Here is a 22,230-nt window from a genome sequence, read left to right as displayed (position 1 = left end):
GTGACCGCGTGCGGGTGCTGGTGGCGGACGACGAGCGGCTGATGGCCGACCTGATCGCGGTGGGTCTGCGGCGCGAGGCGATGGCCGTCGACGTGGCCTACGACGGCGGCCAGGCGCTGGAGAAGATCTCGGTCCACCGGTACGACGTCGCGGTGCTCGACCGGGACATGCCCGGCGCGACCGGCGACGAGATCTGCCGCTGGGCGGTCGACCACGGCGCCGGCACCCGCGTGTTGCTGCTGACCGCCGCCTGCGGGGTCTACGACCGGGTCGAGGGGCTCGGGCTGGGCGCCGACGACTACCTCACCAAGCCGTTCGCGCTGGCCGAGCTCGTCGCCCGGGTGCGGGCGCTCGCCCGGCGCACGGCCCCGGCCCTGCCGCCGGTCCTGGAACGCGACGGTGTCGTGCTCGACGTGGCCACCCGTACCGCGACCCGCGACGGGCGGCCGCTGGCGCTGACGGTCAAGGAGCTCGGCCTGCTGCACGCGCTGATGCGGGCGCAGGGTCAGGCGGTGAGCACCGAGGATCTGCTGGAGCAGGTCTGGGACGAGCACACCGACCCGTTCAGCAACGTGATCCGGGTGACCGTCTCCACGCTGCGCCGCAAGCTGGGCGAGCCGATGGTCGTGCAGACCGTGCCCCGCGCGGGCTACCGCATCGGGCTGACCTGATGGCCCTGCGCGGCCGGCTCGCCGTGGCGGCCCTCGTCACGATCACGCTCGTCTTCGCCGTGCAGTTCGTGTACTACCGGCTGCCCTGGGACGCGCCGGACTTCCAGCCCTGCTCGCTGGGCGACGTGGACGGCATGACGTGCCGGATCACCCGCAAGATCCCGATCTCGGACCTGCCCGAGTACGGCATCGTGCTCGCCGTCGTGATGCTGCTCGTGGTGCCGCTGCTGTTCTGGGTGCTGGCACCGGTCCGCCGCCTGATCCCGGCCATCGCGCAGATCGGCCCGCAGAACCTGGGCCACCGCATCCGCCCGGGGCGCGGCCGGGACGAGCTGAGACGGCTGGGCCGCGCGCTGGACGCCACGATGGACCGGATCGCCGCCGGGTACGAGGGCCAGCGCATCTTCGCGGCGAACGCCTCCCACGAGCTGCGCACCCCGCTGGCCCTGCAGCGCACGCTGATCGAGGTCGGGATGACCGAGCCGCTGAGCCCGGAGCAGTCCGCGCTGCTGGCCAGCCAGCTGCTGGCCACCAACGCCCGCAACGAACGGCTGATCGAGGGGCTGCTCGTGCTCAGCCAGGCCGATCAGGGGCTGGCGTCGCGTACGCCGCAGTCGCTCGACCGGATCACCGCCGGGCTCGTCGACGCTTGCGCCCCCGCCGCCGCGGACGCCGACGTGAAGGTCACCGCCGAACTGCGTCCCCGCAGCGTGGCCGGCGACGGCGTCCTGCTGGAACGCCTGGTCAGGAACCTGCTGCACAACGCGGTCAAGTACAACCACCCGGGCGGCACGGTGCGCGTCACCGTCGGAGCCGGGGACGCCGCCCTGACCGTGGTGAACACCGGGCCGGTGGTGCCGGCCGACGACGTGGCCCGGCTGTTCGAGCCCTTCACCCGGCTCGCCGCCGAGCGCATCGATCACAGCGGCGGCAGCGGGCTGGGGCTGGCCATCGCCCGGTCGATCGTCCGCGCCCACGACGGCACCATCACCGCGACGCCGGCGGACGGCGGCGGGCTGTGCTTCACCATTCGCCTGCCCCGGGCCTGAGCCGCAGCTGCAGCATCGCCGCGAACCGCTCGTCGGGATCCCCCAGGTCGATCCCGCCGACGTCGGCCAGGCGGCGCAACCGGTAGCGGAAGGTGTTCGGGTGCACGAACGACGACTGGGCCGCGGCCACGACGTCGCCGTAGTGGTCCAGCCACGCGGTCAGGGTGGCGACCAGGTGGCTGCCGTGCTTGCGGTCGTACTCGATGAGCCGGCGGATCCCGCCGGTCGGCCGGTCGCCCCGCATCGCGGCCAGATCCCGCAGCTCCAGCAGCAGCGACTCGACGTACACGTCGTCGATGCCGGCCGTGCGCCGGTCCCCGCGGGCCTGCGCCAGCACCCGCAGCGTGCGGTCGACGCCGGCCCGGGCCTGCACCAGCTCGCTGATGTCCCGGGCGACCGGCCCGATGGCGACCACCGGCCGGTGCCGGTCACCGACCCGGTCGAGGAAGTCGGCCGCCAGGCGCTGGCCGCGGGCGTCGGCCTCGTCCGCCCCGGCGACAGTCGGCAGCAGCCCGTACGCGATACCGCCCACGAGCGCCGTCGTGCTGCGCGGCTGGACCGCGTGCAGGTACACCGCGAAGGCGTCGCTGAGGCGCTGGCGCTCCTGGATGAAGGCGGGGTCGTCGGGACGCTGCTCGCCGCTGTGCGACAGCGTGGCGCCGAGCAGCAGCACCGGCTGTCCGGCCAGGCCCAGCCGTTCCATCGCGGCCCGGGCGCCCGCGCCGCCCTCCAGTGCGGAGCTCAGCAGGTCGATCCGTAGCCGGCGCTGGACGTCGGTGCCCGCGCGCAGCCGCAGCAGGTGCAGCGCCACCAGTTTGGCGGCGTCGCGGAAGGCCTCGGTGCGCTCCTCGGTGAGCCCGTGCGGGGTCACCGCCCAGATGGAACCGAGCACCTCGTCGCCGGCCCGGACCGAGATCGCCAGCCGGGGCAGCGAGAGGCCGTGCCGGCCGTCGCCCATGGGGTCGATGCGCACCGGTTGGTCGGTGCGCAGCAGGTCGCGGAAAACGCCGCGTTCCGTGAGCTCCTGCTCGATGCGTTCGGGCACGTGCCGGCCGAGGATCGTCTCGACCCGCGACGGGTCCGCCTCCTCCTGCCGGCCGGAGAAGGCCAGGATGCGGGAGCTGAGGTCCTCGATGGTGATCGGGGCGTCGATGAGCGCGGCGATCGCGTTGGCCACCGCGAACAGGTCGCCGGAGGGCAGCCCGAGCAGCGACTCGTGCTGGGCCACGCCGACCTCGTCCTCGGCGAGCAGGGAACGCAGCATCGCGGCCAGGTGCGCCCACGGGGCTCCGCGGCGCAGCCCGAGCAGGACCACCCCGGCCTGGTCGGCGGCCGCCCGCACCGCCGGCGGGGCCGGGACCGACGAGCGCAGGATCAACGCGACGGCGTCCTGGGCGCCGATCTCGGCGAGGAGCTCGGTGATCGCGGCCGGGTCGCTGACCCCGACGCCCAGCACGAGGGCGTGCGGCGGCAGCACCGGGCTGTCCTCCGGATCGTGGATGACCACCGAACCGACCGGCTCGGCGCGTTCCGGGTCGCCGTGCACCAGCTCCAGGAGCAGGGAGCCGAGGTCGTCCAGCACGCGGCCGAGGCTCGCTCGGGGGCGTGCCGAGGGGGCGGGATTCACGGCGATGGGCACTCCCTGGGCCTGGGCGTCGCTCTCACGATAGGGGCCGCGGGCTACGCGCTGCCCACGTTCACATCGAGATCCACTCGACGCGGGTGGTCACCTCGGCCAGCCGGGCGGGATCCGGGGTCACGCCCAGGCCGGGTCCGGTCGGCACGGGCAGATGACCCTGGTCGAGGACGAACGGCTCGGTGATGTCGGCCGCGTAGTAGCGGCCGGAGGCCGACGTGTCGCCGGGCAGCGTGAAGCCGGGCAGGGCGGCCAGGGCCACGTTGGCGGCCCGGCCGAGGCCGGTCTCCAGCATGCCGCCGCACCAGACCGGTACGCCGTGCGCGGCACACACGTCGTGGATGCGCCGCGCCTCGAGGTAGCCCCCGACCCGGCCCGGCTTGACGTTGACGATCTGGCAGGCGCCGAGCCGGATCGCGGCCGCGGCGGAGGCGGCAGAGGTGATCGACTCGTCGAGGCAGACCGGCGTACGGATCAGCCGGGCCAGGTCGGCGTGGCCGAGCACGTCCTCCTCGTCCAGCGGCTGCTCGATGAGCACCAGGTCGAACGGGTCGAGGCGGGCCAGGTGCCGGGCGTCGGACAGCGAGTAGGCGGTGTTCGCGTCGGCCTGCAGCAGTACCTGGTCACCGAAGCGCTCCCGGACGGCGCGTACCGGCTCGACGTCCCAGCCGGGCTCGATCTTGAGTTTGATGCGGACGTACCCCTCGGCCAGGTAGCCGTCGACGGCGTCGAGCAGCGCCGGGATGCTGTCCATGATCCCGACCGAGACACCGCAGGGCACCCGGTCGCGGACGGCACCCAGCTCCCGGCCGAAGGAGCGGCCCTCGGCCCGCAGCTCGGCGTCGAGGACGGCCGTCTCCAGGGCCGCCTTGGCCATCCGATGACCCTTGATCGGGGCGAGAGCCGGGGCGACGGCCAGGGCGGTCGCCGGCGCGGCGGCGGCCAGGGCCGGTACGAGGTGGTCGCGGAGCACTCCCGCGGCTGCCTCGGTGTACTCCGAGGAGTACACCGGCGCGGCCATTGCCACGCACTCGCCCCAGCCCTCGGCGTCCTCGGTGACCGCGCGCACGAGCAGGATCTCGCGGCTGGTCACGGTGCCGAACGAGGTGCGGAACGGGCCGACGAGCGGCATGGTGAGCCACCGCAGTTCACAGCCGGTCAGTTTCATGAGTTCCTCCGCAGTACGTATCCCCGGGCGCGGTCGAAGCCGACGACTGTGGCGCCCTGGGCCAGCAGGCCCGTCATCGCGTCGCGAACCGCACGACGCCAGTGTGCGGCCAGGGCCGGGTCCGAGGCGCGCAGCGCGGTGATGTCCCGCGGGACGGCCACCACGCTGATCGCGCCGTCGAGGCGGCCGGGCTCGGGCGAGCCGTCCGCCGCCGTCCCCACGGCCACGACCGCACCGGCGGCCGGCACCGGATCCGGCCGGTGCTCCCCCGATCGGCCGCACGCCACGGCGACAGCGGGATCCCGCAACGACCACCGGACGAGCAGCCGGTCGGAGTCCCCGTCACCGTTGAGGGTGTCGAGCATGAGCCCGTAGAAGTTCGGCATGTACTCGACCGGGCGGGCGGCCAGCTTCACGACGTTGAAGTAGGCGTTGCGGGCCACCAGCGGGTCGAACGTCCAGGCGACCCGGTCGACGCCGCGGCTCATCGCCCACGCCCGCTGGTGCAGCTTGAGGGCGAAACCGACCGCGCGCCCGGTCATCTCGGGTGACACCCCGGCGATGTGGCTGTGCAGGGCGTCCTCCGACGGGGCGTGGAAGAAGCCGACGCAGGCCCCGATCAGCCGCTCGCCGACGAAGGCGCCGCTGACATAGTTGCCCGCCTTGCCGAAGGCCCGCAGCAGTTCGAGGTTCATCGGCGGGTTGGCGTCGCGGCCCCAGATCCGGGCGAGCAGCCGGACCGCCTGGTCGAGGTCGCCGAAGTCGGTCAGGGCGCGCACGTCCACCCCGGCGGCCGCGGCGGCGGACTGAGCCTGGCCGACGGCCTCGTCGACGGCGGCGTCGAGGTGGTTCGGCTCGGGCCCGGTCTGCAGGCCACCGAGGTTCTCGGGCCTGCTCATCCTGGTCACCGGGCCCCGGTCAGCTCGGCCAGCAACGCACCGAGCAGCGCCGTACGGCCGGGGAGGAACTCCAGCAGGACGTGCTCGTCGTCGGCGTGGGCACCGCCGCCGACCGCGCCGAGGCCGTCCAGGGTGGGCGTGCCCGTACCGGCGGTCAGGTTGCCGTCGGAGGCGCCGCCGACCGCGGTGGCGGTCAACGCCGGCAGGCCCAGCGAGTGAGCCAGTGTCGTCGCCCGCGCGAACAGTGCCGCGGACGAAGCGGCTTCCAGCGGCGCGCGGTTGGGGCCGCCGGTCACCTCGAGGGCGGCGCCGGTCAGGACGGGCGTCAGGGCCCGCATCGCGTCGTCGACCCGGCGTTGCTCGTCCAGGGATCGGATCCGGACGTCCACCGCGACGCGGGCGCCGGCCGGCACGGTGTTGGTCGTCGTGCCCGCGCGGGCCAGGGTCGGTGTCACGGTGGTGCCTGCTTCCGGGTCCGAGAGGGCCGCGATGCGCAGCACCTGGTGGGCCAGTTCGACGGTGGCGTTGACGCCCTGCTCCGGGGCCAGCCCGGCGTGGGCGGCGCGCCCGGCGACGATGAGCTCGTAGATCGAGACGCCCTTGCGTTCGGTCTTCAGCCCTCCCCCGTCGGCCGCCGCCTCCAGCACCAGCGCCGCGCCGGTGGCCCGCGCCTCGGCCTCGATGAGCGGACGCGAGCTCGGCGAACCCAGTTCCTCGTCGCCGGTCACGAGCAGGGTGATGCCGTCGCGGTGCGGCAGGGTGGCGATCGCGTGGAAGGCCATGGCGAGCCCCGTTTTCATGTCCAGGCAGCCGGGTCCGCGCAGCACTCCGGCCGTTACGCCGTACGGGGTGGTGGCGAGCGTCCCGATCGGCCAGACCGTGTCGTGGTGGCCGACCACCAGGACCCGCGACGGTCCGGCGCCGAACCGCCAGCGCAGGTGGGTACGCCCGTCGAGCACGATGCGCTCGGGCTGCGCACCCAGGCGCGCGGCGCCGACGCGGGCGACCACTTCGGCGCTGCGGGCGACGGCGTCGAGGTCGGTCGACGGTGACTCGCACTCGACGAGCGCCCGGGTGTCGGCCATCAGGGAGTCCAGCATCTCAGTCCACCCGCGGGGTGGCTCGGGCGCCGAAGTGGACGTACCGCTCGCCCGAGTCCAGCTCGTAGAAGGTGACCGGATACCAGCTCGTGCGCTGCGCGGGCGTGGTCAGGAACAGGGCCGGACCGACCGGGACCAGCGGCTGCACCTCGACCGGGTCCGGTACGAGCGCGGCGAGCGGCCCGGTGAGCGTCGTGCGCATCCGTGGCCCCTCGTCGCCCTCGCCGGCCAGCACCTCGATGCGCACCGACGCGCGCTCGTACGTGCCGACGTACGGAGTGATGTCGACCTCGGCGGGCTCGTCCGGCGGGGTGATCGAGGCCGGCATAGCCACTCCGGCGAGTTCGGCGAACACCTCGGTGAACAGGTCCTGGTACAGGTCGCGGGCGCTCTCCTTGTTGGTCAGCAGCGTGACCGCCAGCCCCTGCTCGGGCAGCAGGCGCAGGAAGGCGGCTTGGCCGATGGTGTTGCCGTCGTGGCCGATGAGCCGGTGGCCGTCCCAGCCGAAGCGGATCCAGCCGAGTCCCCACGAGTCGCCGAGCGAGAGTTTGTCCGGCAGGTCGGCCTGGTGCTCGGCCATGGCCGCGGCCGATTCCGCGGCGAGCAGCTGCTCGTCACCGGCGGTGCGGCCGCCGGTCAGGTGCAGCCGGGCGAAGGCGAGCACGTCGGCGGCGTTGGCGCTGATCAGGCCGGCGGGACCGATCGAGCGGGGCAGGTGCCAGACGGGCGCGGCGGTGATCTGTCCCTCGTGCTCGACGTGACCGCCGGCGACCGGGTGCAGCAGCACGTCCTCGGGCAGGGTGGCCGTCGCTGTCAGGCCGAGCGGGGTGACCAGCCGCTCGCGCATCACCTGGTCCCAGCTCTGGCCGGTGACCTCCTCCAGGATGCGGCCGAGCACGCTGTAGCCGGCGTTGCAGTAGGACCAGGTGACGCCGAGCGGGTGGTTCTGGGTCTGGTCGGCCAGCAGCTCGACGTAGCGCTGGATGCAGTCGTCGCCGCGGCCGGTGTCGGTGAAGACGTCGCCGTCGATGCCGCTGGTGTGGGTGAGCAGGTGGCGTACGGTCACCCGGGCCGCCACGCCGGGGTCGGCGAGCCGGAAGCCGGGCAGCAGCTCGCCCACCGGGGTGTCCAGGCTGAGCCGGCCCTCGTCGGCGAGCTGCATGATCGCCGTCGCGGTCCACACCTTGGTGACCGAGCCGATCTGGAACAGGGCGTCGGGCGTCACCGGGTGGCCGCTGGCGGTGTCGAGCACCCCGGCGCAGACCTCGATGTGCTCGTCCGGGGACTGCGGGTCGGTGGCCAGCCGTAGGATGCCGAGCTGGGCCCCGGGTACGCCGTGGCGCTCGGCCAGCGCGGCGAGGCGCCGCTGCCAGTGGGCGGCGTCGAGGGCCGGCCGGCCGCCGCGGCGGGTGTGCTGCTCCAGCCAGTCCACGACGCGGCGGTTGTAGTCGACGCGCTGCGACGGCGGCCCGGCCAGGATGAACGCGTGCGAGGCGCCCGGGTAGAGCACCAGCCGGGTCGGCACGCCCCGCTGCCGCAGCGCGGTGTGCCACTGCTGGGCCTGACCGGCGGGGCAGGTGAGGTCGTCGGCGCCGTGCAGCAGCAGGGTCGGGGTACGCACGTCGGCGACGCGGGACAGTGGTGACATGTCGGCGTACCGCTTCGGGTCCTGCCAGGGCGGGCCGCCCAGCTCGTACGCGCTCAGGAACTGCCCGTCGTCGCAGGTGCCGGCCATGCTGACCAGGTCGGACACCACCCCACCGGCGACCGCGGCCACGAAACGGTCGTCGTGCCCGGTGAGCCAGCAGGTCATATACCCGCCGTAGCTGTATCCGGTGACGGCCAGCCGCGCCGGGTCGGCGATGCCCTCGGCGACCAGCGCGTCGATCGGCTCCAGCAGGTCGGCCGCGTCGGCGACTCCCCAGGCGCCGTTGACCCCGTCATAGAAGGTCTCGCCGTAGCCGTCGCTGCCACGCGGGTTGACCAGCAGCACCACCCAGCCCCGGCCGGCGAGTTCCTGGTGGTAGAGGTGGACCTCGTCGGCCGCGCCGTTCCACGCGTTGTGCGGCCCGCCGTGGATGTCGAGCAGCAGTGGCCGCGGTCCCGGTGCGTCGCCGTCGCGAATCAGCCACGCCTGCACGCTGCGGCCGTCGGAGATCGTGAAGGAGCGCTCCTCGCGAGGGACGAGAGCGACGTCGGCACCGTGCTGGGTCAGCACCCGCTCGCCGCCACCGGCCACGTCCACCACGGCGATCTCACCGAACGAGTCCGCCGTGGACAACACGAAGGCGGCGAGGTCCCCCCGGACGGAGAGGCCGTCGACGACGCGGCCGGCGCCGTCGACCACCGCCCGCGGGTCCGTGCCGTCGGACGCCACCGACCACAGATGCGTGCAGCCCTGGTCGCGGACGCAGAACAACACCCGTCCGTCGTGTTCCTGAGGCAGGCCACCCGGGTAGGCCAGGCCGCCCGGCATGACGTTGCGGTCGAGGGTGCCCGCGAGGTCGACGGGCTCCGAGCCGTCGAGCGGCGCCCGCAGCAGCCGGGCGTGGCCGACCGGCTCCGCCGGCCAGCCGACCACGAGCAGGGCGCTGCCGTCGGCGGTGAAACCGGCGGTACGGGCAACGCCGCCGGCCGGTCCGGCCACCCGCGCCGTGGCCTGGCGGTCGTCGACCGCGAGCAGGTGCACGGCCGAACGGAACCGCAGGTCGCTGTCGTCACCCAGAGCGCGGACGAAGGCCACGTCGGTGCCGTCGGGCGACCAGACGGGTACGCCGGCGTCGTGCGGCCCATCGGTCAGCACCCGGCATTCGAGCGTGTCGAGGTCGACGACGTGCACCTGCCGGCGGGCAGCGCCGATCAGACCGGCACCGTCGGCTTGATAGTCCAGGCGGTCGGCCACCAGCGGCGCGTGCAGCGGGGCTTCCGGCCGCACCACGGACGTGAAGGCGAGCCGGGCACCGTCGGGACTCCACGCCGGCGGGCCGGACAGCCGCGGCAGGTCGCCGAGCACCCGGACCTCACCGCCGGCCATCGGCAGAACCGCGAGCCGGCCGTCGCGCAGGAACGCGAGCAGGCTGCCGTCCGGGCTCCACACCGGCGTGGTGTCGGCCGGGCCGGCGGTCAGGCGGCGGGCCGTGCCACCTCCGGTGGGCACGATCCACAGCTCATTGACGGTACGGTCGCCCGCCGCGTCCTGGGTCCGCAGCACGTACGCGACGTGCGCGCCGTCCGGGGCGAGGGCCGGCTCGGCGGGCACCGCCAGCGCGAGGAGGTCGTCGATGCGCATCGGTCGGGTCACGGGGTGCTCCTTGCGGTGAGGCGGTGGCCGGGTACGGCGTCGAGCAGCGCCCGGGTGTAGTCGTGGCGGGGTTCGGCCAGCACCCGGGTGGCCGGGCCCTGCTCGACCACGCGGCCGCGGAGCATGATCGCCACGTGGTCCGCGACGTACCGGACGACGGCCAGGTTGTGCGAGATGAACAGGATCGACAGGCCGAGCTCGCGTTGCAGCTCGCGGACCAGGTTGAGGATCGCGCCCTGGATCGACACGTCGAGTGCGGAGGTGATCTCGTCCGCGATGATCACCCGCGGGCGGCCGGCGAGGGCCCGGGCGAGCGCCACGCGCTGCCGCTGCCCGCCGGAGAGCTGCCCCGGGTAGGCGCTCGCCCGGCCGGGGTCCAGGTGCACCAGCTCCAGCAGCCGGGCCACCTCGGTGCGGCGCTGCGGCCGGGACATCCCCGGCGGGATCGCCTCGGTGATCGTCTCGCCGATGGTCATCCGCGGATCCAGCGACGAGTACGGGTCCTGGAACACCATCTGCAGCGGGCGGTGCCGGCCGTGGGCCCGGATCGGCTCGCCGTCCAGCAGGATCCGCCCGCCGGCCGGGGCGACCAGGCCCACGGCGGCGCGGGCCAGTGTGGACTTGCCGGAGCCGGACTCGCCGACCAGGCCCAGGACCCCGCCGGCGGGCACACTCAGCGTCACGCCGTCGACCGCCGTCAGCCGCCCGTAGCGGACGGTCACGTCCTCGAAGGTCAGTTCGCTCATGACGTCTCCACCACCGAGGCCGGCCGGACGGTTTCCGCGTGGACCGGTTCGGGGCGCGCGTGCCAGCACGCCACCCGGTGGCCCGACGGGTGCTGGGCCAGCGGCGGATCCTCAGCCCGGCACTGCTGCGTGGCGAGCGGGCACCGGGCGGCGTACGCGCAGCCCCGGGGCACGTCGGCCGGCTCCACGGGACGTCCCGGGATCACCGGCAGCGGCCGGTCCAGCGGCGAGTCCATCCGCGGCACGGCGGCGGTCAGGGCCCGGGTGTACGGGTGCAGCGCGCCGCTGGTCAGCCGGTCCGTGGGCAGGTCCTCGACGATGCGGCCGGCGTACATGACCAGCACCCGGTCGCAGACCTCGCTGACCACGGCGACGTCGTGGCTGATGAGCAGCAGGGCGACGTCGTCCGACCGGCGGATCGCGGTCAGCAGGTCGAGCACCTGCCGCTGGACCGTGACGTCCAGGGCCGTGGTGGGCTCGTCGGCGACGATGAGCGCCGGGGAGCCCATGAGCCCCATGCCGATCATCGCGCGCTGCCGCATGCCGCCGGAGAACTCGTGCGGGTACTGCCGGGCCCGGCGGGCCGGGTCGGTGATGCGTACGGCCCGCAGCCGGTCGACCGCGCGGGTGAACGCCGCGCGGCGGCCGAGGCCGTGGTGGTGCCGGGAGGTCTCCGCGAGCTGGCGGCCGATCCGCTGGGTCGGGTTGAAGGAGCTGGCCGGGTCCTGGAAGACCATCGCGAGCGAGCTGCCGAGCAGGCGGCGCTGGACCGCGGAGTCCGGCTCGCGCAGGTCGGCGCCGAGCAGGTGCAGGCGGTCGGCGTCGACCCGGCCGGCCGCGTCGATCAGCCGGGACACGGCCAGGGCGGTGAGCGACTTGCCGGAGCCGGACTCGCCGACGACGGCGACCGCCTCGCCCCGGCGGATCGAGAACGTCACGCCGCGTACCGGCCGGATCGGTCCTCCTGCGGCCGGGAAGCTGACGGTGAGGTCCCGGACGTCGAGGACCACGTCGGACGCCGGGACGTTGTCCGCGCTCTCGGCTGCGGGTGGCGGCGCGACCACGGGTGCGGCCGGGGAGGGGTTCGCCGAGGCGGGCAGGCCGACCAGGGCGTCCATCCCGAAGCCCTTGGCCACCGACTCGCCGAGCAGGTTGAGGGCCAGGCCGGCGACGAGGACGGCCAGCGCCGGGGCGATCGCGGCGGCCGGGTTGAGGTAGAGCACGCCGATGCCGTCGTACAGCAGCCGTCCCCAGTCATAGGCGGGCGCCTGCACGCCCAGGCCGAGGAACGACAGGCCGGCGAACGCGAGCAGCGCTCCCCCGGCGCCCATGGTGGCGTTGACCACCAGCGGCTCGGCGATGTTGGGCAGCAGGTGGCGGATCAGGATGCGGAAGCGGCCCACGCCGGCGATCTGCGCGGCGGCGACGAAGTCCCGCGCCGCGACCCCGGCCAGCAGGGTCTGCACGAGCCGGGCGAACGTCGGCGCCCCGGCCAGCCCGATGGCCAGCACCGCGCCGGTCGCGCCGACGCCGAAGACGACCGCGAAGAACAGCGCGAGCAGCAGGCCCGGGAAGGCGATGGCGATCTGCACGGCTCCCGTGACCGGCCGGCCCAGGCGCCGCCCGAGCAGCCACGGCGCGGTGCCCAGCAGGAGTCCGGCCAGCACGCCGATGGCGGTGGCGGCCAGCGCGAGACCGACCGAGAGCCGGGTCGCCTCCAGCACCCGGAACGCGATGTCCCGGCCCAGGTTGTCGGTTCCGGCCCAGTGCCGCCCGGAGGGTCCGGCCAGGATGTTCGCGGTGTCCACGGCGTCTGCGCGGGCGTCCCACGGCGCCGGTCCGACGACGGCCAGGACCAGGACCACGAAGACCAGCGCGGCTGCGGCCCGGCCCATGGGCGTGCGCAGCACGCGGAGCCAGCGGTGGGCGGTACGGCGGTTCACCTCAGTCCTCCCGGATCGTCGACCGCGGGTCGAGCAGCGCCAGCGCCACGTCGACGGCGGTGTTGATCAGCAGCACGCCCAGGCCGTAGACCAGCACGATGGCCTGGACCAGCGGGTAGTCCTTGCTGAGGATGGAACGCACGATCGTGGTGCCCAGGCCGGGCCAGGCGAACACGTTCTCGACCAGGACGGTGCCCGCGACCATCGACCCGAGGATCAGGCCGCCCAGCGTCAGCGAGGCCGTGGCCGCGTTCGGCAGGGCGTGGCCCAGATACAGCGAGCGGGCCGGCAGGCGCTTGGCCCGCGCCGTCCGCAGATAGTCGGCGTCCAGCACGGCGACCATCTCCACCCGCAGGATGCGCGCGAGCATCGCGGCCGGGCCGACGGCCAGCGACAGCACCGGCAGCACATAGCCGGCCGGGGTGGCGTTGCCGGCCACCGGCAGCCACTGCAGCGTGACGCCCAGCAGGTAGACCAGGCCGACGCCGAGCAGGAAGTCCGGGATGGTGCCGAGCACGATGGTGCCGGAGGTGAAGGCGGCCTCCGTACGCCGGCCGTGACCGCGCCGGGTGAGCACCCCGATCACGACGCCTACCGGGACGGCGATCACCACGGCGGCCAGGAACGCCAGCGTGGCCAGGGCCAGCGTCGCGGGCAGGCGCTGGCCGACGACGTCACTGACCGGCAGCCGGGTCAGGATCGAGGTCCCCAGATCGCCGCCGAACAGTCCCTTCACGTAGGTGAGGTACTGGGTGAGCAGCGGGTCGTCCAGGCCGAGCGCGGCCCGGCGCTCGGCCACCAGGGCGGCGGGTGCGGTCGGGCCGAGGGCCGCGCGGACCGGGTCGCCGGGGACCAGGTGGATCATCAGGAACGACGCGGTGACCAGGACCCAGAGCGAGACCAGCAGGCGGCCGGCGCGCCGCAGCGCGAACCGGGACCACGCGTGGCCGGCGACCCGCCGGAGCCGGGACGCCCCGGTCACCGGCTCCTGCTCCGCGGCGGCCCCGATCTCCGGCGCGGGCGCCGGCGCCGCGGTCATCGGTCGAGCATCCGGATGCTCGTCGGGATCAGCTGTCCGGGGGTCTCGAACCGGGCCTTGGCGCCGTACGTGGCGATCTGCTGGTTGGCGAACGGCACCAGGTCGGCCGCCTTGACCAGGGCGGTCTCCGCCTCCAGCCAGGCGGGGCAGCCCGCGGGGCCGTCCATCGCGTTAGCCCGTTTGACCGCGGCCTCGTACGCGCTGTTGCGGATGCCGGCGAAGTTGGTGCCGTCGGGGACGCCGGGCCCGGACAGGAAGGGCACGATCTGGTCGGGGCTGTTGACGTTCACCTGGGCCCAGGCGATGTCCCAGTCGCCGGTGCCGAACAGGGTCTGGTTGAGGGCCTCGCCGCTCTGCGGCTTGGGGGTCACCGTGATCCCGGCGGCCTTCCACTGCTGCACCGCGAGTTCGGCGGTGGCCGTGGCGGCACTGCCGCCGGCGCTCGAGTAAGCGAAGGTCAGCGTCTTGCCGGCGATCTTCTTCAGCGCTTCCGTGGCCGCGGCCGGGTCGTGGGCGGGCAGCGCGGAGGCGAGCGTCCCACCGGGGCAAGCCAGCGGCTCGATCGCGGCGAGCGTGGTGGGCGGGGTGGCCTGACCGGCGCCGAGCACGGTCCGCAGCTGATTCAGGTCGAGCGCCTGAGTCAGCGCGAGCCGGACGGCGGGGTCACTGGTGGCCCGGCCCTCGGCCTGGTTGTACCACTGCTCACCGAGCACCGCGGCGGTACGGGCCGCGAACAGCCCGGCCTTGTCCAGCCGCTGCGCGTCCGGGCCGGTGACCTGGGCGGAGTTGAGCTCGCCGGACAGCAGCAGGTTGGCCGCAGTGGCCGGGTTCTCGACGACCCGGACGGTGACGGTGTCGGGCATGCCGGGCGTCGCGGTGGACGCGCCGTTGGGACCCCAGGTGTAGCCCTCGCGGATCGCGTACGTGTAGTGGTCGCCCGGCACGGCCTCGGTCAGCTTGTACGGTCCGGTGCCCGCGGTGGCCTTGGCCAGGCCCGTCCGGTTGCTCATCCCGGCGGAGCACACGATCGGCAGGCTGGCCAGCCCGTTGAGCACGAACGGGGCCGGCGCCGCCAGCGTCAGGGTCACCTCGCCGGTGGCGTCGTCGGCGGTGGCGCGCGCCCCGGCCGGCAGGAACGTGCCCAGGAACGGGCTCTTGTTCTTCGGGTCACCGACGTAGGTCAGATTGTCGGCGACCGCCTTGGCGGTGAGCGGCGTACCGTCCGCGCACGTCACGCTTTTGCGCAGGGTGAGCTTCACCGTGGTGCCGGCGGCCGACCACTTGTCGGCCAGCTGCGAGCGGATCTGGCCGCCGGCCGGGTCGACGCCCACCAGCGTGTCGTACGCGAGCTGGCTGATGGTGAACAGCGCACTGGCCGCCGAGGACTGCGGGTCGAGATTGCCCGGGTCCGCGTTCAGGGCCATGGTGAACGTACCGCCGTCCACGACCTGGCCCTGGGCCTGCGAGCCGGAGCCCGACCCGCCGCCGCATCCGGCCAGGGCCAGCGCCGCGCAGAGCGCCGCGCTGCCGGCGATCCTCGACGTGGTGGTCAGCTTCATGAGGGGTCCTCTTCCGGCCTGCCGGCTCCGGTTCGACGGGGTGGATTCAAGGGGATGGGGTGGTCGGCCGGTCAGACCGGCGCGACCGTGGATCCGGCCCGGCGCACGGCCCGGCCGACGTGCAGGAACCGGGCGTGGCCGGCGCCGTCGTCGCCGACGAACGCGTGCGGCACGTACATGCCCTGCTCGGGTTCGACCGGGATGAGGAAGTCCTCGCGGTAGTGCACGAGTTCCTTGCGGACCGCGTGCCCGACCAGTTCGGCCAGCTCGCCCTTGGGGGTCTGCTCGAGCCAGATCCGGCCGTCCTCGTCCTGGCTGAGCGTCAGGTCGGCCACCCGTGACGAGTACGTCCCGACGAAGCGCCCCGCGTCGACGCGCTCGGGCTGTGCCGGGGGGCGCGGCATCTCGGGCAGCGGGATGCGGCCGAGTTCGCTCAGCACGAGACCGAAGATGTCCCGGTACAGCGACATCGCGTCGCCGCCGTTGGTCAGCAGCGTCACGGCCAATCCGTCCTCGACGACCAGGCGCAGGAACGCCGACTGCCCGATGGTGTTGCCGTCGTGCCCGGTGAGCGTCCCGGCCGGGGTGTCGAACCGTTCGAAGCCCAGCCCCCACGAGGTGCCCATCACCCCGATGTCGGGCAGGTCCACCTCGCGCTCCCGCATCCGGGCGGCGGTGCCCGCGGCGAGCACCTGCGTGCCGTCGGCGGCGCGGCCGTCCTCGAGGTGCATCCGGGCGAAGGCCAGCAGGTCGCGGGGGCGCATCGCGAGCATCGCCCCGGCCGGCGCGTTCGAGCGGGCGAGCGCCCAGACCGGCGCCGGCTGGTAACCCGCGCCCGGCTCGAGCTCCAGGTGGCCGACCGCGACCCGGTGCAGGATCGCCTCGTACGGCCCGGTCGCGGCGTGGGTCAGGCCCAGCGGCGCGATGAGGTGCCGGCGCAGGCACTCGTCGTACGGCAGCTCGCGGACGACCTCGACGAGGCGGCCGAGCACGCAGTAGCCGGCGTTGTTGTACGAGAACTGCTCGCCCGGCGCGAACAGCTGCGGAAGGTCGTGCAGGGTCTCGACGAACTTGGCCACGCAGTCGTCGCCCTGCCCGGTGTCGGTGAAGATGTCACCCTCGAAGCCGGCCGTGTGGTTGAGCAGCTGCCGGGTCGTGATGACCGCGGCGGCCGCCTCGTCGCCGAGCCGGAACTCCGGCAGGTACGTGCGCACCGGTGCGTCGAGGTCGACCTTGCCCTCGTCGGCCAGTTGCAGGACCAGGGTGGCGGTCCAGAGCTTGGTGATCGAGCCGATCTGGAACAGCGAGTCCGGCGTGGCCTCGATCCCGGTCGTGGTGCTGAGCAGCCCCGCGGCCCCGTCGACGATCTGCCCGTCGTGCAGGATGCCCCACGCCGCGGCCGGCACCTGGTGCTCGCGGAGCAGGCCGGGCAGGCGGGCCGCCACGATGTCCCGGACCTCTGTGATCGTCGTCATAGCGGGATCGTAGGAGCGCGGACCGGCATCGGTGTTCGTCGATCAGGACGAAAAAGCGCCGGCGTCTTGGTCCGCCGGCACAACTGCGCTGCGGGGCCGAGGCCGGCCCCGCAGCGAGATCACGTGCGGTCAGGGCGCCCAGCAGATGTCGTACGCGGACAGGTACCAGCTGACGCCGCCCCCGGGGTTGAGGCCCTCCACAGCCTCGGCGGTTGCCGTGTCCTGGGCCAGGTTGCTGCTCACCTGGTTGACGAACACGTACCCGCTGATGGTGGCTCCGGCGGTCGCGGTGGCCGAGCCGCCCACCCCGGTCGTCGCCGTGCCGGCCGGGCAGGCGCTGGACTGCTGGCTCTTCGCGTTGACCGGGTCGGCCCCGCCGACGGTCGATTGCGCCTCACGAACCGGCCCGACGCCCGGCGGTGTGCCGCAGATGGCGTAGGCGATGAGCTCCCAGGAGCCGGCGAAGCCGAACGCGGCATCGGCGGTGACGGTGTTGCTGGTCAGGGCGAAGTTGGGCAGGATCGAGCGGTAGAACGCCTGCCCGTTGGCTCCGATGATCTCGGCCCCGGTGCCGAGCAGCCGGGTCCCGCCCTGGCACGTCGCCGCGACGGCCTTGGTGGGGTCGGCGTTCAAGCCCGTGCTCTGCACCTCGAGGTAGTAACCGGCGGGCGGCGCGCCCGGCCGGCAGATCGCCTGGGCCACGGTGGAGAATCCCGGCGCTCCCCCGGGGTTCGTGTGGCCCCACACCGTCACCGAGTTCGTGGCGAGGTCGGGGATGACGTCGGTGAGGGTCACGTTCTTGCCGGCGCCGACGATTCCTCCGGCCGCGCCGGTGAGGTACTGCCCGGCCGGACAGGTGGCGGTGGCGCTCTGCGCCACGACGCCGGGGGCTGCGGCGACCGCGACGTCGACCACCGCGGCCTGCGCCGGTGCGGCTGTGACGAAGACGGCGCCGACGCCGGCCAGGGTGGCGCCGGCGAGGACGGCCAGCCGGGCCGATCGTGTGCTGTTCATGGGTGCTCCTCAGGTGTGGGATGCGACCTGCTGAGCGTCGGCGCCCGGCGTTGGACGTTCGTTGGGCTTTCGTTGAATCGCGGACGCGCCGGGGGCGGCTCACCGGATCGGTGGCCGCCCTCGCCGGTCGCGCGGGTCAGCGGTGGGACTTGAGCCAGCCGCGGATCTCGGTGACGACCTGGTGGTCGGGCTCACCGAACGCGGGGAAGAACTTCGGGGTGATGTTCATGGTGTGGGCCATGCCCGGGTAGATGACGATCTTGTGGTCCTTGTTGCCGGCCGCGGCGACCGCGGCGTCGGCGACCAGGGCGGCGCGGGCCGGGGTCTGCAGGTCGTTCTCACCGTTGAGCATCAGCGTGGGGCCGGAGAACTTGGGCAGGGCCTGCCCGACGGTCGGGAAGCGGGCGATGTCGTTGAGGTAGTCGACCACGGGCTGGTCCAGACCCGGGACGTTCGGGTAGGCGTCGATGCCGGTGGCCTTGCGCAGCACCGGGCCGGCTTCGGCGTCGATGGCGACCTGGCCGTCGTGGTCGGTGTCCGTGCCGGCCGCGACCTTGTCCCCGTCGAGCAGGACCGAGCGGAACTGGTCGGCGGCCTCCTTCGGCTGCCCGGTCAGGCCGTTGACCGCCTCGGTGGCCGTCAGCCGGCCGTCGGCGTCCACGTCGAACTCGTCGTGCAGCTGCAGCAGCAGCCGGCCGTAGATCTGCAGGGTCAGCAGCTGCTTGATGTCGAGGCCGACGACGCCCATCTCGATCACGCCGGCCGGCTTCGGGATGCCGAACTTCTTCGGCTCGGCGGCGAGGTTGGCCGCCACGTTGGTGCCCTCACTGTGCCCGAGCAGGAAGATCCGCGACGCGTCGATCCGCGGCGAGCGGGCGGCGAAGCGGATCACCGCGGCCGCGTCCCGCTGGATCCGGTCGTACGGGTTCTTCGGGGCCAGCTGGGCCGGGTCGGTGCTCTCCACCGGGCCGATGTCCGTCACGCCCCGCTTGTTGAAGCGCAGCGTCGCGTATCCCTCGCGGCTGGCGGCCTGGGCGAGCGGGACGAACGTCGAGCCCTTGCCCTCCGGCAGCGTCTGGTTCATGTCGTTGTGCCCGCTGCCGTGCAGCATCACGACCACCGGCAGCCGGCCCTTGGCGTTGCTCGGATAGGTGAGCTCACCCTTGGTGACCCAGCCCTGACCGAAATCGATCTGGACGGCCTCCCGGGTTACCCCGCGCCAGCCGGACTGCTTCGTGGCCGGGCCGGCTTGCTGGACATCACCGGCGACCGCGCTCGGTGTCACCGCCGCGTTGGCGACACCCACTCCCCCGGCGAGCACCACCGCGGTGCCGAGAGCGACCGTCAGGTTGCGGAACTTCTTCGTCGTTGTCATGTCAGCAACGCTATTTTTCGGGGCCGCCGGCAACGATCCCGACAGCTACCCAGCACTAGTACCGCTAGCGCTACCGATCATCGGCGCGGCCACTACTCTGCAGGCATGCTGACCGCTGAACGGATGGGTATGTGGCGTGGCCGCTACCAGCTGGCCTCCGACGGCACGCCGGTAGCCGTCTGGGACCCGTCGTGGTGGCGCACCGGGGGCGACTTCGAGGTCGAGGGCCGCCGGTACCAGGTGCGCGCCAACGGCTGGGGCACCAAGTACCGGATGGCCGACGACCAGGGCCAGGAGGTCGCCCTGGTCGAGCGGGCCGGCCGTAAGCACTGGACCGTGCAGGCCGGGGGACGCACGTACGAGTTCCGCCGCGAATCGATGTGGGGCAACCGGCAGGCGTGGCTCGCCGACGGGGTCAAGGTGGGCTCGTTGCGCCGGACGAGCGCCTGGTCGGGTGCCATCGAGGCGGACCTGCCGGGCATGCCGCTGCCGGTGCAGATCTTCGTGCTGGGCGTCCAGATCGCGATCTGGCAGGCACAACAGTCCTCCGCGGCCAGCAGCTGACGCCTCGGCCCATGGTGCAGCAACGGTTCGCTGAGGTGGTGACAGCAGGCGGCGCCACCGTGGCGTACGCCTCGGTCGGTGCCGGGCGGCCGCTGGTCTACGTGATGGGCTGGCTCACCCATCTGCGGCTGAGCTGGGAGCTGCCGCCCGAGCGCGCGCTCTACGAGGCGCTGGCGCAGGGCGGCCGGCTCGTCCGCTACGACCGCGCCGGGTCCGGGCTGTCACCGGCCGTGGATCGTCCGGCGTCGCTGGCGTTCGAGCTGGAGCAGCTGGCCGCCGTGGCCGCGACCCTGGACGAGCCGTTCGACCTGATGGGCACCTCGATGGGCGCCCCGGTGGCCGTGGCCTGGGCCGCGGCCCACCCCGGCACCGTCCGGCGCCTGATCCTCTACGGCGGCTGGGCCCGCGGCGGCGACGTGTCCCCGCCAGAGGTCCGGGAACACGTCCTGGGCCTGGTCGAGGCCCACTGGGGGCTCGGCTCCGACGTGCTGACCGACATCTTCGCCCCCGACGCCGACCGCGCGACCCGCGCCGAGCTGGCCCGCTACCAGCGTGCGTGCTCCGATGCCGCCACGGCCCGGGCGCTGCTGGCGCTGAGCTACGAGCTCGACGTCACCGGCTACCTGGATCAGGTACGGGCCCCGACCCTGGTGGTGCACCGCACCGGCGACCGTGCGGCACCCGTCGCGCAGGCGCACGCCCTGGCCGACGGCATCAGCGGTGCCGAGCTGGTGCTGCTGCCCGGCCGGTCACACCTGCCGTACGCGGGTGACCGGGACGAGCTGGTCCGGGTGGTGCGCCGGTTCCTCGGCCTGCCCGTCGCCCGGCGCCGCGCCGACGGGTTGACCGCTCGCCAGCGCGAGGTGGCGGAGCTGGTCAGCCAGGGGTGCACGAACCGCGAGATCGCGACGCGCCTGGGCATCGACGAACGCTCGGCCGAGGGTCACGTCGAACGGATCCGCCTGCGGCTGGGCTTCCGGTCCCGCGCCCAGATCGCCGCCTGGTACAGCGCCCAGCGCCGACATTGAGGTATTTCCCCGCCTGACACCGCGGTGGGATCGGCGCAGAGTTCCCTCTTGTGACCTTCGAACTGCACCGGGCCCGCGGGCCCTTCAACGCCGCCTTCTTCAGCATCATGGGCCCGTACATCGAGTGGAACGTGCGGCACCAGAAGCGGCGGGTGTTCGCCGGCCTGCCGCAGACGGTCGTCGAGCTGGGCTCCGGAGTCGGCGCCAACCTGCGTTACCTGTCCCCGGGGTCGACGCTCATCGCCATCGAACCGAACGTCGCCATGCACCGGCGGCTGCGGGCGGCGGCCGGCCGGCGCGGCGTACGCCTGGACCTGCGCGACCGGCTCGCCGAGCGCACCGGCCTGCCCGACGGCAGCGCCGACAGCGTGATCTCCTCGCTCGTGCTCTGCACGGTGAGCGACCCGGCCGAGGTCCTGGGCGAGGTCCGCCGGATCCTGCGGCCGGGTGGGACCTTCCGCTTCGTGGAACACGTGGCCGCCCGGTCCGGCACGCCGACGCGTGCGCTCCAGCGGGCGCTGCGCCGGCCGTGGGCCTGGACCTTCGAGGGCTGCTCCTGCGAGCGGGACCTGGCCACCCTGGTACGCGCGGCCGGCTTCACCCGCGTCGACCTCGAGCCGTACCGGCTGCACAGCCCGTTCGTCACCTTCAACACCCAGATAGCGGGCGTCGCCCACGCCTGAGCGGTGAACGTATTGTTGCGGTATGACCCAGAGACTCGTCAGCGTGTGGCAGCCGTACTTCCTGGCCAGTGAGACCCCGGACGCGGCCGTGAAAGCCGCCACCGAGCTGGAGGAGCTCGGCTACTCCCGGATCTGGTTCTCGGCCGGCTTCGACCAGCACGTTCCCCCGCGCTTCCGCGAGATCCTGGACGGGACCAAGCGCATCGGGGTCGCCCCCGGCATCGTGAGCATCTGGCACTCGTCACCCGCCGAGGTCGCAGCGTACGCCCAGGACGCGCAGCGCGCCCACCCCGGCCGGTTCCTGCTCGGCCTCGGGGCCAGTCACGCCGTCCTGGTGGAGAGCAACGGCACCGACTACCGCAAGCCGTACTCCAAGATGGTGGAGTATCTCGACGCCCTCGACGTGGCCGGCCTAGGGCCCGAGCAGCGGGTCCTGGCCGCTCTCGGGCCCAGGATGCTGACGCTCTCCCACGACCGTGCGGCCGGCGCGCACCCGTACTTCACCCCGGCCGAGCACACCGCCGAGGCCCGGACGGCGGTCGGACCGGACCGGCTGCTCACCCCGGAGGTCGCGGTGGTGCTCGAGGCGGACCCGGCAGCGGCGCGGGCGACGGCCCGGCAGTACACCACCGGATATCTCTCGCTGCCGAACTACACCAACAACCTGCGCCGGTTCGGCTGGACCGACGAGGACCTCGCCGACGGCGGCAGCGACCGCCTGGTCGACGCCCTCATCCCCTGGGGTACGGCCGAACAGGTCGCCGCCGGCATCGAGAAGCACTTCCAGGCGGGAGCGGACGAGGTGGCGATCCAGGTCCTCAACGGCGGCGACGCCACGAGGTTCCCGGCCGAGGCGTTCCAGGCCCTGGCCGTGATCCTGATCTGATTCTTCGAGAAAAGTCCCGCCGGGATGTCGAGCCCGGCGGGACGGCTCCGTCCCAGCGGTCAGATGAGGACGCCGATGACCGAAGGGTTGATGC

Annotated in this window: 18 protein-coding genes; 6 read left to right on the top strand and 12 right to left on the bottom strand. The window is 73.6% G+C overall.

Annotated elements, in window-relative coordinates:
* Positions 1–8: 8 nt before the first annotated feature.
* Both ACQP2Y_RS23250 and ACQP2Y_RS23245 read left to right on the top strand, forming a co-directional pair.
* The gene (locus tag ACQP2Y_RS23250) at positions 9–671 is read left to right on the top strand and encodes a response regulator transcription factor (RefSeq protein ID WP_433731646.1); all 663 of its coding nucleotides are present in this window, start codon (positions 9–11) and stop codon (positions 669–671) included.
* Positions 671–1,720 (top strand): HAMP domain-containing sensor histidine kinase, encoded by a 1,050-nt coding sequence (locus ACQP2Y_RS23245; RefSeq protein WP_433731644.1) that lies wholly within the window; start codon positions 671–673, stop codon positions 1,718–1,720. Before ACQP2Y_RS23250 ends, ACQP2Y_RS23245 begins: the two co-directional genes overlap by 1 nt.
* Here the strand turns inward: ACQP2Y_RS23245 and ACQP2Y_RS23240 are convergent.
* The 12 genes from ACQP2Y_RS23240 to ACQP2Y_RS23185 all read right to left on the bottom strand — a co-directional run bounded on the left by ACQP2Y_RS23240 (position 1,695) and on the right by ACQP2Y_RS23185 (position 18,975).
* Positions 1,695–3,302, bottom strand: coding sequence for a PucR family transcriptional regulator (locus ACQP2Y_RS23240; protein ID WP_433731642.1), 1,608 nt, complete (start codon positions 3,300–3,302; stop codon positions 1,695–1,697). The two genes, ACQP2Y_RS23245 and ACQP2Y_RS23240, sit on opposite strands and share 26 nt — an antisense overlap.
* Before the next feature lie 115 nt (positions 3,303–3,417).
* A complete protein-coding gene (gene menC, locus ACQP2Y_RS23235; protein ID WP_433731640.1) occupies positions 3,418–4,524 on the bottom strand; it encodes an o-succinylbenzoate synthase in 1,107 nt (368 codons plus the stop codon).
* Positions 4,521–5,423: a GNAT family N-acetyltransferase gene (locus ACQP2Y_RS23230; RefSeq protein ID WP_433731638.1), complete on the bottom strand. Its 903-nt coding sequence runs from the start codon at positions 5,421–5,423 to the stop codon at positions 4,521–4,523. Before ACQP2Y_RS23230 ends, menC begins: the two co-directional genes overlap by 4 nt.
* 5 nt (positions 5,424–5,428) lie before the next feature.
* Positions 5,429–6,523 carry a M20 family metallopeptidase gene (locus ACQP2Y_RS23225; RefSeq protein WP_433731636.1) on the bottom strand — a complete coding sequence of 365 codons (1,095 nt, stop codon included), beginning with the start codon at positions 6,521–6,523 and terminating at the stop codon, positions 5,429–5,431.
* 1 nt (position 6,524) lies between these two features.
* The gene (locus ACQP2Y_RS23220; protein ID WP_433731634.1) at positions 6,525–9,824 is read right to left on the bottom strand and encodes a serine hydrolase; all 3,300 of its coding nucleotides are present in this window, start codon (positions 9,822–9,824) and stop codon (positions 6,525–6,527) included.
* A complete protein-coding gene (locus tag ACQP2Y_RS23215; protein WP_433731632.1) occupies positions 9,821–10,570 on the bottom strand; it encodes an ABC transporter ATP-binding protein in 750 nt (249 codons plus the stop codon). The genes ACQP2Y_RS23220 and ACQP2Y_RS23215 overlap by 4 nt, the downstream gene beginning before the upstream one ends.
* Complete coding sequence (locus tag ACQP2Y_RS23210) at positions 10,567–12,513, bottom strand: dipeptide/oligopeptide/nickel ABC transporter permease/ATP-binding protein (RefSeq protein WP_433731630.1); 1,947 nt, start codon at positions 12,511–12,513, stop codon at positions 10,567–10,569. Before ACQP2Y_RS23210 ends, ACQP2Y_RS23215 begins: the two co-directional genes overlap by 4 nt.
* A 1-nt stretch (position 12,514) precedes the next feature.
* The gene (locus ACQP2Y_RS23205) at positions 12,515–13,552 is read right to left on the bottom strand and encodes an ABC transporter permease (RefSeq protein WP_433731627.1); all 1,038 of its coding nucleotides are present in this window, start codon (positions 13,550–13,552) and stop codon (positions 12,515–12,517) included.
* A complete protein-coding gene (locus ACQP2Y_RS23200; protein WP_433731624.1) occupies positions 13,549–15,111 on the bottom strand; it encodes an ABC transporter substrate-binding protein in 1,563 nt (520 codons plus the stop codon). The genes ACQP2Y_RS23205 and ACQP2Y_RS23200 overlap by 4 nt, the downstream gene beginning before the upstream one ends.
* Positions 15,112–15,182: 71 nt before the next feature.
* Positions 15,183–16,586, bottom strand: a complete 1,404-nt coding sequence (locus ACQP2Y_RS23195; RefSeq protein WP_433731622.1) for a serine hydrolase domain-containing protein — start codon at positions 16,584–16,586, stop codon at positions 15,183–15,185.
* 129 nt (positions 16,587–16,715) lie between these two features.
* Positions 16,716–17,600 carry a hypothetical protein gene (locus ACQP2Y_RS23190; RefSeq protein ID WP_433731620.1) on the bottom strand — a complete coding sequence of 295 codons (885 nt, stop codon included), beginning with the start codon at positions 17,598–17,600 and terminating at the stop codon, positions 16,716–16,718.
* A gap of 136 nt (positions 17,601–17,736) precedes the next feature.
* Entirely contained in the window at positions 17,737–18,975 is a 1,239-nt protein-coding gene (locus ACQP2Y_RS23185; protein ID WP_433731618.1) for an alpha/beta hydrolase, read from the bottom strand.
* Positions 18,976–19,080: 105 nt separating this feature from the next.
* Between ACQP2Y_RS23185 and ACQP2Y_RS23180 the strand changes: the two genes are divergently transcribed.
* The 4 genes from ACQP2Y_RS23180 to ACQP2Y_RS23165 are packed head-to-tail and all read left to right on the top strand — an operon-like array spanning position 19,081 to position 22,136.
* Positions 19,081–19,539, top strand: coding sequence for a hypothetical protein (locus tag ACQP2Y_RS23180; protein ID WP_433731615.1), 459 nt, complete (start codon positions 19,081–19,083; stop codon positions 19,537–19,539).
* 11 nt (positions 19,540–19,550) lie between these two features.
* Entirely contained in the window at positions 19,551–20,567 is a 1,017-nt protein-coding gene (locus tag ACQP2Y_RS23175; protein ID WP_433731613.1) for an alpha/beta fold hydrolase, read from the top strand.
* Positions 20,568–20,617: 50 nt separating this feature from the next.
* Positions 20,618–21,250, top strand: coding sequence for a class I SAM-dependent methyltransferase (locus tag ACQP2Y_RS23170; RefSeq protein ID WP_433731611.1), 633 nt, complete (start codon positions 20,618–20,620; stop codon positions 21,248–21,250).
* A 22-nt stretch (positions 21,251–21,272) separates the two neighbouring features.
* The gene (locus tag ACQP2Y_RS23165; protein WP_433731609.1) at positions 21,273–22,136 is read left to right on the top strand and encodes a TIGR03620 family F420-dependent LLM class oxidoreductase; all 864 of its coding nucleotides are present in this window, start codon (positions 21,273–21,275) and stop codon (positions 22,134–22,136) included.
* Positions 22,137–22,230 lie beyond the last annotated feature (94 nt).

It is taken from the genome of Actinoplanes sp. CA-051413, from assembly GCF_050955795.1.
In the GTDB taxonomy this organism is placed as follows: Bacteria; Actinomycetota; Actinomycetes; order Mycobacteriales; family Micromonosporaceae; genus Actinoplanes.
This window is presented reverse-complemented; position numbering and strand designations above follow the sequence as displayed.